General features: G+C 69.8%; 17 protein-coding genes. 12 read left to right on the forward strand and 5 right to left on the reverse strand.

The window, feature by feature from the left end; genetic code table 11:
- Window positions 1-48: 48 nt before the first annotated feature.
- Together ACWEO7_RS21535 and ACWEO7_RS21540 are read right to left on the reverse strand one after the other, a co-directional pair.
- Entirely contained in the window at window positions 49-483 is a 435-nt protein-coding gene (locus tag ACWEO7_RS21535) for a ferritin-like domain-containing protein (RefSeq protein ID WP_450019154.1), read from the reverse strand.
- Window positions 480-1076: a hypothetical protein gene (locus ACWEO7_RS21540; RefSeq protein ID WP_412805137.1), complete on the reverse strand. Its 597-nt coding sequence runs from the start codon at window positions 1074-1076 to the stop codon at window positions 480-482. The genes ACWEO7_RS21535 and ACWEO7_RS21540 overlap by 4 nt, the downstream gene beginning before the upstream one ends.
- A 160-nt stretch (window positions 1077-1236) precedes the next feature.
- Between ACWEO7_RS21540 and rimP the strand changes: the two genes are divergently transcribed.
- From rimP to truB, 11 genes are all read left to right on the forward strand, one after another.
- Window positions 1237-1902: a ribosome maturation factor RimP gene (gene rimP / locus ACWEO7_RS21545; RefSeq protein WP_452425579.1), complete on the forward strand. Its 666-nt coding sequence runs from the start codon at window positions 1237-1239 to the stop codon at window positions 1900-1902.
- A complete protein-coding gene (nusA, locus tag ACWEO7_RS21550; protein ID WP_450019148.1) occupies window positions 1899-2927 on the forward strand; it encodes a transcription termination factor NusA in 1029 nt (342 codons plus the stop codon). Before rimP ends, nusA begins: the two co-directional genes overlap by 4 nt.
- Window positions 2928-3049: 122 nt before the next feature.
- On the forward strand, window positions 3050-3382 hold the full coding sequence (locus tag ACWEO7_RS21555; protein WP_450019146.1) for a YlxR family protein: 333 nt from the start codon (window positions 3050-3052) through the stop codon (window positions 3380-3382).
- Between the two features lie 106 nt (window positions 3383-3488).
- Entirely contained in the window at window positions 3489-6512 is a 3024-nt protein-coding gene (infB, locus tag ACWEO7_RS21560) for a translation initiation factor IF-2 (RefSeq protein ID WP_452425580.1), read from the forward strand.
- 74 nt (window positions 6513-6586) lie between these two features.
- Window positions 6587-6877 (forward strand): DUF503 domain-containing protein, encoded by a 291-nt coding sequence (locus ACWEO7_RS21565; RefSeq protein WP_067810001.1) that lies wholly within the window; start codon window positions 6587-6589, stop codon window positions 6875-6877.
- Between the two features lie 88 nt (window positions 6878-6965).
- Entirely contained in the window at window positions 6966-7409 is a 444-nt protein-coding gene (rbfA, locus tag ACWEO7_RS21570; RefSeq protein WP_452425582.1) for a 30S ribosome-binding factor RbfA, read from the forward strand.
- Between the two features lie 13 nt (window positions 7410-7422).
- Window positions 7423-8424 carry a DHH family phosphoesterase gene (locus ACWEO7_RS21575; RefSeq protein WP_452425584.1) on the forward strand — a complete coding sequence of 334 codons (1002 nt, stop codon included), beginning with the start codon at window positions 7423-7425 and terminating at the stop codon, window positions 8422-8424.
- Between the two features lie 454 nt (window positions 8425-8878).
- Window positions 8879-10222: an MATE family efflux transporter gene (locus ACWEO7_RS21580; protein ID WP_452425603.1), complete on the forward strand. Its 1344-nt coding sequence runs from the start codon at window positions 8879-8881 to the stop codon at window positions 10220-10222.
- Between the two features lie 58 nt (window positions 10223-10280).
- The gene (locus ACWEO7_RS21585; RefSeq protein WP_450024896.1) at window positions 10281-11240 is read left to right on the forward strand and encodes a metallophosphoesterase family protein; all 960 of its coding nucleotides are present in this window, start codon (window positions 10281-10283) and stop codon (window positions 11238-11240) included.
- A 57-nt stretch (window positions 11241-11297) separates the two neighbouring features.
- A complete protein-coding gene (gene npt / locus ACWEO7_RS21590) occupies window positions 11298-11966 on the forward strand; it encodes a 4'-phosphopantetheinyl transferase Npt (RefSeq protein WP_355070100.1) in 669 nt (222 codons plus the stop codon).
- The gene (gene truB / locus ACWEO7_RS21595; protein ID WP_452425586.1) at window positions 11966-12865 is read left to right on the forward strand and encodes a tRNA pseudouridine(55) synthase TruB; all 900 of its coding nucleotides are present in this window, start codon (window positions 11966-11968) and stop codon (window positions 12863-12865) included. Before npt ends, truB begins: the two co-directional genes overlap by 1 nt.
- A 212-nt stretch (window positions 12866-13077) precedes the next feature.
- Here truB and ACWEO7_RS21600 read toward each other — a convergent pair whose 3' ends face one another.
- The 3 genes from ACWEO7_RS21600 to ACWEO7_RS21610 are packed head-to-tail and all read right to left on the reverse strand — an operon-like array spanning window position 13078 to window position 15216.
- Complete coding sequence (locus ACWEO7_RS21600) at window positions 13078-13743, reverse strand: GntR family transcriptional regulator (RefSeq protein WP_452425588.1); 666 nt, start codon at window positions 13741-13743, stop codon at window positions 13078-13080.
- On the reverse strand, window positions 13730-14461 hold the full coding sequence (locus ACWEO7_RS21605; protein ID WP_452425590.1) for a maleate cis-trans isomerase family protein: 732 nt from the start codon (window positions 14459-14461) through the stop codon (window positions 13730-13732). The genes ACWEO7_RS21600 and ACWEO7_RS21605 overlap by 14 nt, the downstream gene beginning before the upstream one ends.
- A gap of 14 nt (window positions 14462-14475) precedes the next feature.
- Window positions 14476-15216 (reverse strand): maleate cis-trans isomerase family protein, encoded by a 741-nt coding sequence (locus ACWEO7_RS21610; protein ID WP_452425592.1) that lies wholly within the window; start codon window positions 15214-15216, stop codon window positions 14476-14478.
- 86 nt (window positions 15217-15302) lie between these two features.
- Here ACWEO7_RS21610 and ACWEO7_RS21615 point away from each other — a divergent pair, with 86 nt between their 5' ends.
- Window positions 15303-16268, forward strand: coding sequence for a D-2-hydroxyacid dehydrogenase (locus tag ACWEO7_RS21615; RefSeq protein ID WP_452425594.1), 966 nt, complete (start codon window positions 15303-15305; stop codon window positions 16266-16268).
- The last annotated feature ends 108 nt before the right edge of the window (window positions 16269-16376 follow it).

Consider the following 16376-nt stretch of genomic DNA (forward strand, 5'->3'; position numbering starts at 1 on the left):
TTTCCTTTGCGGCGCATCGGATCTCGGGCAGTCGACCCGGTCGACCGGTCAGGCTTTGCCAGGAAACGCGACCGTGGGCGGATTCGCGCCGAGAATCGACTGCCACGCGGCCAGCCGGACGGCGGCCTCGGTGAGCGCTTCGACACCGGTGCGCCGGATGGCCATGGAGTCGCCGCGCTCGACCACCGACCGCCAGGCTACGGCGGTGTCGGACTCGACCGTCACGGCCAGCTTGGCGGCCGAGATCGGATCGGTCACGGCGAACGGCACCGTGTAGGCCGCGTCCGGCGGCGGCACCGTCGCGCCGCCCAGAGCGAGCGCGTCCACGGTGGTGTCGCGGCGAGCCCGGTGCGCGGCGGTGTGCTCGGCGACCAGCCTGGTGCGCTCGGAGGAGGCGTAGGCGGCGATCACCCCGTAGGCGTACACCGCGCCGTATTCGGCGTTCAGCGCGTCGATGAGCGCTCGGCGTTCGTCCTCGGTCATGCCAGCAACACCCCCGTCTGCACCGCGCAGGCCGCGCTGATCGAAGCGAGCAGTCCGGCCCGATAGCCGGTCAGGGCGCGGGCGAGTTCGGCCGCCGATTTCTGGGAGGCGGTGAGCTGCGTGCGCAGCGTCTCGACGCTCGGCGGCGCGGTGGGCGGCACGGCGCTGCCCGAAGCCACGGCCGACGGGCCGGACGCACCGGCGCGGGTGCGGTGCGCCGGTTTGGTGCCGTCGGCGTAGACGCCGATCGCGCGGTCGATCTCGGTGCGCAAGGCGTCAGCGTGGGCGGTGCGCTCGGCCGCGATCGCGGCCAACGCGGCGTGCCGGTCGGGCGCGACGGCGATGGCCGCGGTCGCCGCCGCGGCGTCGGAGCGGGCCGCGACCTCTTGTGCGGCAAGCGGATCCGGCTCGTGGACCACGTCGTCACCGGTGCAGCCGACCAGCGCGCCGAGGGCGAGCACCCCGGCCGTTCCGCCGCCGGCGAGACGTAGCGCGCTGCGTCGATCCAGGGCGGCGCGGCGGGGCTCGTGCCGGTCGGAGGGCATGCCGGTAGTGCGCCCGGCACGCGGCGGGGCGGGAAGGCGGATGGGCACGGCACTATCGTGCCAGACTCGCGGTGCGTCGCCGGACGAGCATCGGCCGTGGCGTGCGGACTCCTGGACCGCTGGTCCTTTACACTCTCGTGGCGCGTTACGCTAGACCTTCGGTAGAGAAATTTCCCGCCGCGTCACAACTGAACCAGGAGCCGCCCACATGCCGATGCCGACCGAGGAAAGGGTGAGCCAGCTAGTAGCTGGTCTCGTCGAACGCCGAGGATTCGATCTCGAGGGCGTCGAGATCTCGACGGCGGGCACGCGCGTGGACGCGCAGGCTCGGGTGCAGGTGACCGTGGACCGCGACACCTCCGATCTGGACTCCCTGGCGACTCTGAGTACGGAGCTGTCGGCGCTGCTGGACGACGCGGGGGAGTTCGGCGAGGCGCCCTACCTGTTGGAAGTCACGACCCCCGGGATCGACCGCCCGTTGACCGCCGACCGGCACTGGCGTCGGGCGCGGGGGCGGAAGGTGCGCGTGCGACTACGCGAAGGCGCACAGCCGCCGGAGGGGTCGGCGACCTTCGAGGCCAGGGTCGGCGCGCTCACCGGTGATTCGGTGGCGCTGGTGCTCGGCGGCAAACGCGACCCGCGCCGGGTGACGGTCCCGCTCGCCGACATCGCCACGGCCGTCGTCCAAGTCGAGTTCTCCCCGCCGAGTGCTCGAGAGCTGGAACTCACGGGCGGAGTCGTTCCGGGGCGGCCCGCTCCGGGCGCGGACGACGCGGTGGCGGTCGAGGACGCCGCGCAGCTCCGAGGAACACCGAATGCACTGTCCGAATCCGTAACAGCGTCCGATTCGCCGACCGAAGGGATCGTGGAATGAACATCGAAATCGAAGCCCTGCGCGCGATTGTCGCCGACAAGGGGATCTCGATCGAGACCGTGATCTCCGCGATCGAGTCGGCGCTGCTCACCGCGTACCGCCACACCGAGGGCCACCAGCCCAACGCGCGCATCGACATCAACCAGAGGACCGGTGTGGTCCGGGTGATGGCGCGCGAGGTGGACGCCGACGGCAACGTGATCTCCGAATGGGACGACACCCCGGAGGGCTTCGGCCGGATCGCGGCGACCACCGCCAGGCAGGTCGTGCTGCAGCGGCTGCGCGACGCGGAGAACGAGAAGTCCTTCGGCGAGTTCTCCACCCACGAGGGCGACATCGTCGGCGGTGTGGTGCAGCGCGACGCGCGCGCCAACGCCCGCGGCACCGTCGTGGTGCGCATAGGCAGCGAGCTGCACGGCGCGGAGGGCTTGATCCCGCCCGCCGAGCAGGTGCCCGGCGAGACCTACGAGCACGGCGACCGGATCAAGTGCTACGTCGTCGGGGTCTCGCGTGGACCGCGTGGGCCACAGATCACGCTGTCGCGCACCCACCCGAATCTGGTGCGGCGCCTGTTCGCGCTGGAGGTGCCGGAGATCGCCGACGGCTCGGTGGAGATCGTCGCCGTGGCGCGCGAGGCGGGGCACCGATCCAAGATCGCCGTGCGCACCACGGTGCCCGGCGTCAACGCCAAGGGCGCCTGTATCGGGCCCATGGGACAGCGCGTGCGCAACGTGATGAGCGAACTGGCCGGCGAAAAGATCGACATCATCGACTACGCCGACGATCCGGCGACCTTCGTCGGCAATGCGCTCTCGCCGTCGAAAGTGGTTTCGGTCACTATCGTCGACCCGGAGGCAAGGGCGGCCCGCGTAGTGGTCCCCGATTTCCAGCTTTCCCTGGCGATCGGCAAGGAGGGGCAGAACGCCCGCCTGGCCGCGCGGCTGACCGGCTGGCGCATCGATATCCGCAGCGATGCCGCGCCCGACATGGGCGGATCCGTTCGGACGGAGGCGCATCGCAGTTGACCGGAGCCCGCCCGCGGAGTGCTCGGGATGACAGGTTCGTAACTTCCGCGGGGGAGGGGTTCGGCGTTCCGAGCGTGGCAGCGGTAGAGTGGTCCAAGGTTCAGTCCGAGTCTTCGGTTCCCATGCCCGACCGCACCACCGAGCAGCACCAGGCGCCCCGGCGTCGAGCAGCTCCGGTACGGACGTGTATCGGGTGCCGGAAGCGCGAGCTGGCCGTCGATCTGTTGCGGATCGTGGCTCGGGACCGTGAGACCGGAGACGGCTCCCACGTCCTCGAGATCGTTCCCGATCCGCGGCGCAGACTTCCCGGACGGGGTGCCTGGCTGCACCCCCTTTCGGCTTGTCTGCGCGCTGCAGAGCGGCGCCGAGCGATCGGCAGAGCACTCCGAGTGTCCGGACATCTGGATATCTCAGCCCTGGAGCATTACCTCGAGAACAGGCACGAGCACTCATGAGCACACCGTGAAGTACCAACGATGAACGTCCATCGGAGATAACCCGAGGTCGTGCGGGCCGCCGTCCCCAACGGTGGCGCTGCTCGGCCTCTCAGTGAGGAGAGCAGTGGCAGGCAAGGCCCGCGTGCACGAGTTGGCAAAAGAACTCGGTGTCACGAGCAAGGAACTACTCGCAACGCTCAAGGAGCAGGGCGAGTTCGTGAAGTCGGCGTCCTCGACGGTGGAAGCTCCCGTCGCCCGCCGGCTGCGTGAGTCGTTCGCGGCGAAATCCGCCCCGTCCAACGGCAACAAGCCGGGTGCACGCCCCGGACCGTCCGGTCGTCCGGCCCCCAAGCCCGCGGGCGGAGGCCCGCGTCCAGGTCCCCGTCCGGCGGCGCCCACTCCGGCGCCCACCGCGCAGGAGACCGCCGCTCCCGCCGCGCGCACCGGCGAATCCCCGGCCGTGAAGCCGGGCCCCGCCGCGCGTCCCGGACCGTCCCCGGCGCCCAAGCCCGCCGCCCGGGAATCGATCAACCCGCAGGCCGCCGCGGCTTCGGGCGCTAGCGCGAGTTCCGCGCCCGCCCCGGCCGGTCCGCGTCCGACGCCGGGCGGCCCGCGCCCCGGGCAGCAGCAGCGTCCCGGCGGCCCCGGCCAGGGCGGACATCGCCCGGGTGGCGCGGCTCCCGGCCCGCGTCCGGGGCCGAAGACCCCGCGCGTCGGTAACAACCCCTATTCGTCGGCTCCCGAGCGTCCCGCGCCGCGTCCGGCCCCCGGTCAGGGTGGCCCGCGTCCCGGTCCGTCCCAGGGTGGCCCGCGTCCCGGCCCCGCTCAGGGTGGCCCGCGTCCCGGTCCGTCGCAGGGCGGTCCGCGTCCCGGCCCGGCTCAGGGTGGCCCGCGTGCGACGCCCGGCCCTGGTGGTCCGCGTCCCGGCGGCCCGCGGCCGAGCCCCGGCTCGATGCCGCCTCGTCCTAATCCCGGCGCGATGCCGTCGCGTGCGGCGCGTCCCGGCGGCGCCGGAGGCCCCGGTGCGGGTCGTCCCGGTCGTCCCGGTGGCGCCGGTGCCGGTCGTCCCGGTGGCGGCGGTGGCGGTGGCTACCGCGGTGGCGGTGGCGGCGCTCCCGGTGCGGGTGCGGGTGCGCCCGGTGCCGGTGGTGCGGCCGGTGGCTTCCGGGGTCGTCCCGGTGGCGGCGGTGGCGGCGGCGGTCGTCCTGGCGGTCCCGGTGGCCGCGGTGGTGCGGCAGGCGCGTTCGGACGTCCCGGTGGCGCGCCCCGGCGTGGCCGCAAGTCGAAGCGGCAGAAGCGGCAAGAGTACGACTCGATGCAGGCGCCCGCCGTCGGCGGCGTGCGGCTGCCGCGCGGCAACGGCGAGATCATCCGGCTCGCCCGCGGCGCGTCGCTGTCGGACTTCGCCGAGAAGATCGACGCGAACCCGGCCGCGCTGGTGCAGGCCCTGTTCAACCTCGGCGAGATGGTCACCGCGACCCAGTCGGTGAACGACGAGACCCTCGAGCTGCTGGGCAGCGAGATGAACTACGTCGTCCACGTGGTCAGCCCCGAGGATGAGGACCGCGAGCTGCTGGAGTCGTTCGACCTCACCTACGGCGAGGACGAGGGCGGCGAGGAAGACCTCGAACAGCGTCCGCCGGTGGTGACCGTCATGGGTCACGTCGACCACGGTAAGACCCGCTTGCTGGACACCATCCGCAAGGCGAACGTCCGCGAGGGCGAGGCAGGCGGCATCACCCAGCACATCGGCGCCTACCAGGTGCTCACCCACCTCGGCGACGAGGACCGGCTGATCACCTTCATCGACACCCCGGGTCACGAGGCGTTCACCGCCATGCGCGCCCGTGGTGCGAAGGCCACCGATATCGCGATCCTGGTGGTCGCCGCCGACGACGGCGTCATGCCGCAGACGGTGGAGGCGATCAACCACGCGCAAGCGGCCGACGTGCCGATCGTCGTGGCGGTCAACAAGATCGACAAGGAAGGCGCCAACCCGCAGAAGGTGCGTCAGCAGCTCACCGAGTACGGCCTGGTCGCCGAGGAATACGGCGGCGAGACCATGTTCGTCGACATCTCCGCCAGGCAGAACATCAACATCGATGCGCTGCTCGAGGCGGTCCTGCTGACCGCGGACGCGGCGCTGGACCTGCGGGCCAACCCGGACATGGACGCGCAGGGTGTGGCCATCGAGGCGCACCTCGACCGTGGCCGCGGCCCGGTGGCGACCGTGCTCATCCAGCGCGGCACCCTGCGGGTCGGCGACTCGATCGTGGCGGGAGACGCCTACGGCCGGGTGCGCCGGATGGTCGACGAGCACGGCGACGACGTCGAGGCGGCGTTGCCGTCGCGACCGGTTCAGGTCATCGGCTTCACGTCGGTGCCCGGCGCGGGTGACAACCTGCTCGTGGTCGACGAGGACCGGATCGCCCGGCAGATCGCCGATCGGCGCAACGCGCGCAAGCGCAACGCGCTGGCCGCACGCAGCCGCAAGCGGATCAGCCTGGAAGATCTGGATGCCGCGCTGAAGGAAACCAGCGAGCTGAACCTGATCCTCAAGGGCGACAACTCGGGTACGGTCGAGGCCCTCGAAGAGGCGCTGCTCGGAATCCAGGTGGGCGACGAGGTGCGTCTGCGGGTGATCGACCGCGGCGTCGGTGGCGTCACCGAGACCAACGTCAACCTCGCTTCGGCGTCGAACGCGATCATCATCGGATTCAACGTCCGCGCCGAGGGCAAGGCGACCGAGCTGGCCAACCGCGAGGGCGTCGACATCCGGTACTACTCGGTGATCTACCAGGCCATCGATGAGATCGAGAAGGCCCTCAAGGGCATGCTCAAGCCGATCTACGAAGAGGTCGAGCTGGGGCGGGCCGAGATCAGGGCGATCTTCCGTTCGTCGAAGGTCGGCAACATCGCCGGTTGCATGGTCACGTCGGGCTCGGTCAAGCGCAACGCCAAGGCGCGCCTGCTCCGGGACAACGTGGTGATCGCCGAGACGATGACGATCTCGTCGCTGCGCCGGGAGAAGGACGACGTCACCGAGGTCCGCGAGGGCTTCGAATGCGGTATGACGGTCACCTACTCCGACATCAAGGAAGGCGACATCATCGAGGCCTACGAACTGCGCGAGAAGCCGCGCGACTGATAGACCGAGACGAGTCCGGGCGCCGCGCGAAGTGCGCGGCGCCCGGCGGGTCTTCCTGACTGGGGAGGGTGTGGGTGTACCTGGGTGCACTGGAGTTCGACCTGCTGCTCGGCGATGTGCATTCACTGAAACAGAAGCGCTCGGTGATCCGGCCGATCCTGGCCGAATTGCAGCGTTTCGGTGTGAGTGCCGCCGAAGGCGGGGAACACGATCTATACCGTCGTTCGCTGCTGGGCGTGGCCATGGTCAGTGCGGGCATGGATCATCTGACCGAGGTGCTGGACAAATGTGAACGGCACGTCGCGGCCCGTCCGGAGTTACAGTTGCTGGCGGTGCGCCGCCGAATCTTCGGGCCCGAGGACTGACCGCGGCGCAGCGACGGAGCTCGGGTGGCGGCCGCGAGCCACGCTCCGACCGCCATCGAACAGAGTTGATAGTGAGGAGGAAACGGCCATGGTGGATCAAGCCAGGGCACGCCGACTCGCCAAGCGGATCTCCTCGATCGTCGCGACCGCGATCGAATACGAGGTGAAGGACCCGCGGCTGCGTTTCGTGACCGTCACCGACGCCAAGGTCACCGGCGATCTCCGGGAGGCGACGGTGTACTACACCGTGATGGGTGAAACCCTCGACGCCGAACCGGATTACGAGGGTGCGGCGGCCGGACTGGAGAAGGCCAAGGGAGTTCTGCGCTCCAAGGTGGGCGCGGGAACCGGGGTGAAGTTCACCCCGACGCTGGCATTCGTACTGGACACCGTGCCCGACGCGGCACGGCAGATGGAGGAACTGCTCGCCAGGGCGCGGGCCGCGGACGACGAGGTCACCAAGGTGGCCGCCACCGCCAGGCACGCGGGCGACGCCGACCCCTACAAGGTCGAACGCGACGCCGACGAGTGACATGCGGTAGTCGATGACGACGATGCGAGAAACGGCCGGCTTGGACACGGCCGTGGCGGCGCTCGACGCCGCGCGCTCGGTGACCATCGTCTGCCATGTGCAGCCCGATGCGGACACCATAGGAAGTGGTCTGGCGCTGGCGCTGGTGCTGCACCGGCGCGGCGTCCCGGTCCAGGTGTCGTTCGCCGAGCCCGCGGACTTGCCCATATCGATGCGGTCGCTGCCCGGCGTACGGCACTTGGTGGCGCCCGCCGAAGTGCGCGCCGAGGTCGACCTGCTGGTGGCGGTCGACTGTGGCAGCGCGGGCAGGCTCGGTGCGCTCGCCGACCGATTGTCCGGTGCCGCAACGACACTGGTGATCGATCACCATCGGTCGAACACGCGGTTCGGAGCGATCAACGTGGTCGATCCCGCCGCGGAGTCCACCACGAGCCTGATCGCGCGTCTGCTCGACGCGTGGGGTGTGCCGATCGATGCGGACGTGGCGCATTGCCTGTACGCAGGTCTGGTCACCGACACGGGTTCGTTCCGGTGGGTGCGGCCGGGTACCCACGAACTGGCGGAGCGGCTGCTGGCCACCGGAATCGACGGCGCGCATATCGCCCGCACCTTGATGGACACGCACCCGTTCGGATGGCTGCCCATGCTGGCGCGGGTGCTCGGGACGGCCCAGCTCGTCCCGGAGGTGCGCGGCGGCGTCGGATTGGTGTACGCGTTCGTGCGGCGCGACGACATCGACGACGTGCGTTCGGAGGAAGTCGAGAGCGTCATAGATATCGTGCGCACGACCGCCGAAGCGGGAATCGCCGCGGTGTTCAAGCAATCTCGTGTGGTGCCGGATCGGTGGACGGTATCGCTGCGCTCACGGGACAGCGGAGCGTGTGCGGGCGACGGGGTGGACGTCGCAGAGGTGGCCACGACACTGGGTGGTGGTGGGCATCGCTTCGCCGCCGGGTACACCGCACACGGCGCGCCCGAGGACCTGATCGGCGCGCTACTGACCGCGCTCGGATGATCGTGTTCGATCCTTGGCGAGTGCCGGGTCGGCTCTCGCCAAAACATTCAGGCCCGAGCGGTTTTCGAGGGCTGAGGCCGAATTCGTCGCCCGGACGGGTCCGCGGATCGACCGGACCGGTGTGTCGATGCGGCGCACTCCTGGCGTGTGCGGGGCGCCCCCCGTTCGTGCCCGGTGCCCTGCGGGTGCTTGCCTGTCGAGTGGCGCGGGAAGTCGAGCCGGTTCGCCTGCCTCGCCATCCGAACCTGGTTCGGCGTCGTGCCACACGTCCGGAATCACCGGTGATGCGATCCTCTCCGCGGCCGGAGCCGGACGCCGCCGAGTTCGTCGGTGGGTCGTGCCAAGGTGGGAGCCGGATCGCAACGACGGTGGTCTCGAAGGACGACATGCGGGGGAGGTGTTCGTGAGCGCGCAGGGTTCCAGTGGGGCGGATATCGGGGACTCGGTCCTGCGCGTGAGCGAGCCGGAAACCGTCGACCGGGCCGCCGCCGCCGGCCCCAAACGCATTCTCGGCCTCGCGTTGCCAACCCTCGGTGTGCTGGTCGCCGAACCGATCTACCTGTTGTTCGACCTGGCCGTGGTCGGCAGGCTGGGCGCGCTCGCGCTGGCCGGGCTCGCCGTGGGCGGGTTGATCCTGGCGCAGACGAGTTCGCAGCTGACCTTCCTGTCCTACGGCACCACCGCGCGCTCGGCGCGCCGTCACGGCGCGGGCGACCATCGAGGAGCCGTCGCCGAGGGCGTGCAGGCCACGTGGATCGCTGTGGCCGTCGGCGTTGCGATCCTGCTGCTGGTCCAAGCGTTCGCCGTGCCGGTGACCAGCGCCATCGCGGGCGGTGCGGACATCGCGGCGCAGGCGCTGGACTGGGTGCGGATCGCGCTGTTCGGCGTGCCGCTGATCCTGATCTCCATGGCGGGGAACGGGTGGCTGCGTGGCGTCCAGGAGACGCGCAGGCCGTTGGTCTACGTCGTCGCCGGACTCGGGGTGTCGGCGGTGCTCTGCCCGGCGCTGGTGCACGGACTGTTCGGCGCACCGCACCTGGGTCTGCCGGGCTCGGCCGTGGCGAACGTGGCGGGTCAGATCGTCACCGCGGTCCTGTTCCTGAACGCGCTGATCCGCGAGGAGGTTTCCCTCGCCCCGCACTGGTCGGTGATGCGTGCCCAGCTCGTCCTCGGACGCGACCTGATCGTCCGCAGTTTCGCCTTCCAGGCGTGCTTCGTCTCGGCGGCGGCCGTCGCCGCGCGTTTCGGCGCCGCGTCGGTGGCGGCCCACCAGTTGGTGCTGCAACTGTGGAACTTCCTGGCGCTCGCCCTGGACGCGCTGGCCATCGCCGCGCAGACGCTCACGGGCGCGGCTCTGGGCGCGGGTGATGCCACCGGCGCCCGAGGGATCGCCCGGCGCGTGACCCGCTGGTCGGAGATTTTCAGCCTCGGGCTCGCCGGCTGCTTCGCGGCGGGGGCGGTGGCGATCCCCGCGCTGTTCACCGATGACCCGGACGTGCTGGAGCGCGCGCACGTGGTGTGGTGGTTCTTCGTCGCGCTCATTCCGGTGGCGGGCATCGTCTTCGCGCTCGACGGCGTCCTGCTCGGAGCCGGTGACGCGGCCTACCTGCGCACCACCACGCTCGGAGCGGCCCTGCTGGGCTTCCTGCCCGCTATCTGGTTGTCGCTGGCCTTCCACTGGGGCGTCGCCGGAATCTGGTCCGGCCTCGCCGCGTTCATGCTGTTGCGGCTGATCGCCGTCGCGGGGCGGGCGCTGTCGGGCCGGTGGGCCCTGGTCGGCGCCGAAGTGCCGAGGTGAGCGACACCCGGCTCGGCCGGTGCGCGCGAATCCGAAACGATGTGCCAAGGTAGGTGTGGTGATACCCAAGTTGATGGCGGTGAGCGACATTCATGTCGGGCACCAGGGGAATCGGCCGGTCGTCGAGCAGATCAAGGCGGACTCGCCGGAGGACTGGCTCATCGTGGCCGGCGACGTGGGGGAGAAGACCGACGACATCCGGTGGGCGCTGGAGCTGCTGCGCCGCCGGTTCGCCAAGGTGATCTGGGTGCCGGGTAATCACGAGCTGTGGACGACGGCGAAGGACCCGGTGCAGATGGTCGGGGTGGCACGCTACGACTACTTGGTGTCGATCTGCCGCGACCTGGATGTACTGACGCCGGAGGACCCGTTTCCGGTGTGGCAGGGCGCGGGCGCGGAAGAGCACGGCGGAGCGGTCACGCTGGTTCCGATGTTCCTGTTGTACGACTACTCGTTCCTGCCGGAAGGAGCCACCACCAAAGCGGAGGGTCTGGCGATCGCGCGTGAGCGCAACGTGGTGGCCACCGACGAATTCCTGCTCTCGCCGGATCCATACCTGACCAGGGACGCGTGGTGCCACGCCCGGGTGCAGGTGACCAAGCGCAAGCTCGACGCGCTCGCCCCGGGCACCCCGGTCGTCCTGATCAATCATTTCCCGCTGGTGCGGCAGCCGACCGACGTGCTGTTCTACCCGGAGTTCGCGTTGTGGTGCGGCACCGAACTCACCGCGGACTGGCACACCCGCTACAACGTGGTCTGCTCGGTCTACGGTCACCTGCACATCCCGCGGACCTCGCACTACGACGGCGTCCGATTCGAGGAGGTCTCGCTCGGCTACCCGCGCGAGTGGCAGCGCCGCGGCCTGCCCGAGCGATTGCTCCGCCAGATCCTTCCGACCCCGCAGTATCCGCCGGGCACGCTGAACAAGTGGGGCGGACACTTCCAGGTGACTCCCGAGATGGAAGCCGCCGCCGCGGAGATGCGCAGCAAAGCGCAGCAGCGGCGCGGGCTGGCGTAGTCCCACGCACATGGCGCTGCGATCCCACCCGGTGCGGCTCGACTACGCTCGTCGGTGATGATCGAGAACATTCTGCCCGCGGGTGTGGCCTCGGCCGAGTTGCTGGCGTACCCGGAGGATCTGCGGCCGCATCCGGCGGAGGAGCATCTCATCGCCAAGTCGGTGGAGAAGCGGCGCCGTGACTTCATCGGCGCGCGGCATTGCGCCCGCCTGGCGCTGACGCAACTCGGCGAGCAGCCGGTCGCGATCGGCAAGGGCGAGCGCGGCGCTCCGGTGTGGCCGCGCGGAATCGTCGGCAGCCTGACCCACTGCGACGGCTACCAGGCCGCCGCGCTCGGTCACAAACTGCGGTTCCGTTCCATCGGCATCGACGCCGAGCCGCACGCCACCCTGCCGGACGGCGTACTGGACTCGGTCAGCCTGCCGCCGGAGCGGGAATGGCTGAAGACCACCGAGTCCGAATTGCACCTGGACCGGTTGCTGTTCTGCGCCAAAGAGGCCACCTATAAAGCGTGGTTCCCGCTGACGCTGCGCTGGCTCGGCTTCGAGGACGCGCACATCACCTTCGAGATCGAGGACAGCTCCGCCGCTTCCGGGCGCGGCAGCTTCCATACCGAACTGCTGGTGCCGGGGCAGACCACCGACGGCGGCACGCCGCTGATCGCGTTCGACGGCCGTTGGCTGATCACCGACGGGTACATCCTGACCGCGATCGCGCACGTCTGATGGACGGACTCGGCGGGCTGCTCGTCATCGACAAGGCCGGTGGCTGGACCAGTCACGACGTCGTCGCGAAATGCCGGAAGCTGCTGCGCACCAAGAAGATCGGCCACGCGGGCACGCTCGATCCGATGGCGACCGGTGTGCTGGTGCTCGGCGTGGAACGCGCGACCAAACTGCTCGGCCTGCTCACCCTGACCACCAAGGCGTACACCGCGACCATCCGGCTGGGGCAGGCGACCAGCACCGACGACGCCGAAGGCGAGGTGCTGGCCACGACACCGGCCGGTCATCTCACCGACGCCGACATCGCCACGCGCACAGCCGAACTGACCGGGAACATCGAGCAGGTGCCCGCCACCGTCAGCGCGATCAAGGTGAACGGCGAACGTGCCTATGCCCGCCACCGTGCGGGGGAGGACGTGCAGTTGGCCGCCCGCCCGGTCACGGTGTCGCGGTTCGACGTGCTCGCGCGGCGCGATGTCGGCGATTTCGTCGACTTGGACGTGGTGGTCGAATGTTCCTCGGGCACCTACGTGCGCGCGCTGGCCAGAGACCTGGGCGCCGCGCTCGGCGTCGGCGGCCACTTGACCGCGTTGCGCCGCACCAGCGTCGGGCCGTTCACGCTCGAGCATGCACGCACCTTGGACGATCTGGCCGTCGCCGCGGAGTCCGGCGTGCCGTCACTGAGCCTCGATATCGACGCCGCGGTTCGAACGGCGTTCCCGCGCCGCGACATCGATGACAAGCAGGCCGACGACCTGCGCAACGGACGTTGGCTCGCTCCGGCCGGAATGGCCGGTGTCTACGCCGCCATCGATCCGGAAGGCCGCGCTATCGCCCTGCTCCGGGAATCCGGTAATCGCGCGTCCTCGGTGATGGTCGTCCGCCCCGCCAATCTCTGATCCCGGGCGACAATGGTTGACCACCTCGCGGTCAGGAGTTGAACGTCGATGATGCCAACCGTTGCGGCGATGGCCGCGGTCCTGGTCGGTGGCGCGGCGCTGGTCGGCGGCGCCGCCGGGGTGGGAAAGTCGCCTGCGGCGGCCGTGGCCGGATAGCGGCGGCGAAGGTGATTCCGCGTGCTGCTGGACTTCTTGTCGCGGTGAGTCGGCGCTCAGGAGCCGATCTGGTGCCGGAGGCGTTGCACGGCGTCGTCCATGTGCTCGACGAGCAGAGCGCGGGCGCGTGCGGGGTCGCCCGCGCCGATCGCCTCGCGCAGGCCGATGTGTTCGCGAGACTGTTCGCGCAGGTCCGGATAGGTCGTCTGTAAGGCGCCCAAGCACATGCGCGTCTCGATCAGCAAGGTGCGGGCCGCGCGTACCAGCCGCGGACTGGCCGCACTCTCCACCAGCGCCTCGTGGAAGGCCTGGTCGGCCTCCGACACGCCCACCGCGTCGCCGCGTTCGGCGCACGCGATCATCTCCTCGACGCTGGGACCGAGCGCCTCGTAGGCGATCGGGCGGCGGCCGTCCAGGATCAGCTCCAGTGCGCCGCCCTCCAGTGCCGTCCTTGCCCGGTAGATGTCGACGACGTCGTCGAGGCTCAGTTCGATGACGAAGATGCCGCGGTGGCGGATGCTGCGCAGCAGACCCTCGGACACCAAGCGCTGCATCGCCTCGCGCACCGGCCCGCGCGAGACCGCGAACCGCGCCGCGAGGTCGGCCTCGCCGAGCTGCGACCCGGGCGCGAGACTGCCGCGCATGATCGCCTCGCGGAGCCGATCGGCGATCATCTCCGCGGTCGACTGCCGGTTCACCGGCTCGAAATCAACGACGGACATCGATCTGCCTTTCCGCGAACAGGGTCCCGAATCCGGGAACGACCGGCTCGGCGCCGGCCAGCCGCAGCCCTGCCCAGATCGTGACCTGATTGGCCGTCAGCACCGGTTTGCCCAGCGTAGCCTCCAGGTCCGGCAGCACCGCCACGGTGTGCATCGCGGTGTCGGGGATGAGCAGCGCCTCCGCGTCGGGATGGTCGTTGTCCGCTGCCAGCCGCAGCACCTGGGCCGGGGTGAGGGTGCCGACCTCGGCGGCGGTGTCGATCCCCGCGCTGGACATCGAGACGACGTCGATGCGCGCGTCGGCGAGGAACTCCACGAACAGCCGGGCGACCTCGTCGGGATAGCTGGCGGCGACCGCGACGGTGCGCAGTCCCAGCGTGTGCACGGCGTCGGCGAACGCGATGCTGGTGCTGGTCGCCGGGACGCCCGCGACCTCGGCAAGCGCGCGCACTTGATCGCGCGCGCCCTCGGGTCCGTAGACGAAACTGCCCGACGTGCAGGCCCAGACGATCGCGTCGGGGCGGTGCCGGGCGAGCAGCGAGGCGCCGAGGCGCAATTTCTCCGGGCTGCCCAGTTCGAGCAGTTCGGGGACGGCGTGCAGATCGGTGCCGTAGATGTGGGCCACCGGAAGGTGCGCGCCGAGCGCCGCCGCCGCGAGCGGGTAGTCGTCCTCGGCCGCGTGGTCGGGGTAGATGAAACCGACGGTGGGTGAGCGCATGTGATGTTCTTCCTTCAGAAAACGTTGAGCAGCCACTTGCCCGGGCCCATCATCGGGAGCTTCATCCGGCCGAGACATGCCCACATGGTGAGTTGGTTGGCGGTGAGCACCGGCTTGCCGAGGGCTTTCTCCAGCGGCTCGATCACGTCGTAGGTCGGCAGGTTGGTACAGCTGACGAAGACGGCCTCGGCCTCGGGGTCATCGGCGCCGACGATGCGTTCGGCGATCGTGCGATAGCTCACCTTCCAGATGCCGCCGCCGAGTCCGAGGTGATCGGAGCGCACCACCGTGCACCCGGCTTCGGCGAGGAACTCGTGCAGCCGGTGGGTGAGGATCTCGTCGTACGGGGTCAGTACCGAGATCCGGGTGAGGTCCAGATGGCGAATCGCTTCGAGCAACGCGCCCGAGGTGGTGACCGCGTCCAGCGCCCCGGCACGGCAGATGGTGTCGCGCAACGACTTCTCGTAGGCGAGGCCCTTGATGAAACTGCCCGATGTGCACAGATAAGCCACGACTTCGGGTTCCACGTGCAGGACGTTGCGGGTTGCCGCGGTGAGATGCGCCGCGTCGGAGACCAATTCGGCCATCTCCAGCGACACCGGAACCGGTTCGTAGGGGGTACGGGCCAGGTGCAGACTCACTTCCAGAGGCGCCCAGCGCCAGAGCTCTCGTTCGAGGGCGAGGTCGAACGGTGCGATGATCCCGATACCCCGTTGTGCAACGGGCCCCTCGAGGTCGGGAAAGCTCAAATCCACTACGGCCCCTCTCGCGCTCAGCCGGGACGACCTCCGAACACGATCGGATTGTTGACAATCATACGATGTGATCTTAGTGTGTCAATGTGGAACAGGGCCCGATTGTCGTCGTCCTGCACAGTGACAGTGTGCCCGACGACGAACGAATGGACCGAGTAGCAGGCCGCGCCACCATCCGGTACACCGAGGCATCCGGGTTGGCGAACGCCCTGCGCGGAGCGGAGGTCTTGTTCGTCTACGACTTTCGCACCCGGGCGCTGCCCGGCGCCTGGCATGCCGCCGATCGGCTGCGCTGGGTGCACATGGGATCCACCGGCGTCGATCCGGCGATGTTTCCCGAACTGCGGGCCAGTGACGTGGTCGTGACCAACACCAGAGGCGTCTTCGACGCCGCGATCGCCGAGTACGTGCTCGGGCAGATTCTCGGTTTCGCCAAGGACCTGTCCGGTTCGTTGCTGCTGCAACAACGGCACGAGTGGCGGCATCGGGAATCCGAACGGGTCGCGGGATCGACGGCGCTGATCGTGGGCACCGGCTCGATCGGGCGTCATATCGCCCGATTGCTGCGCGCGGTCGGCATGACCGTGCGCGCCGTCGGCAGGCGGGAGCGCGCGGCGGACCCGGATTTCGGCGAGGTCACCACCGATCTGCACGCCGAACTGGCCCGCGCCGATTACGTCGTCGCGATCGCTCCGCTCACCGAGCAGACCAGGAACATGTTCGACGCCGCCGCCTTCGCCGCGATGAAGCCGCACGCCAGGTTTGTCAACGTCGGCCGCGGGGAACTCGTTGTGACCGACGATCTCGTCGCCGCGCTGCGCACCGGATCGATCGCCGCGGCGGCGCTCGATGTGGTGGACCCCGAGCCGCTCCCCGCCGATCACCCCCTGTGGGAACTGCCGAACGTCCGGATCACCCCGCACAACTCCGGTGACTTCATCGGATGGCGCAGCGAGATCGTCGACGCGTTCACCGAGAACTTCGACAACTGGATCGCCGGACGTCCGCTGGACAACGTGGTCGACAAAAGGCTGGGGTACGTGCCCGGCTGAAGGAGCCCCACCCATGAGACACCTTCTGTCAACCTCAGGCGGCGAGTACGCGTTGGCGGTTGCTGACGTGGGTTTCTTCGTTGTAGGCGGTGCCGCGGGTCAGGCAGT

This window comes from Nocardia sp. NPDC004260 (genome assembly GCF_053603155.1).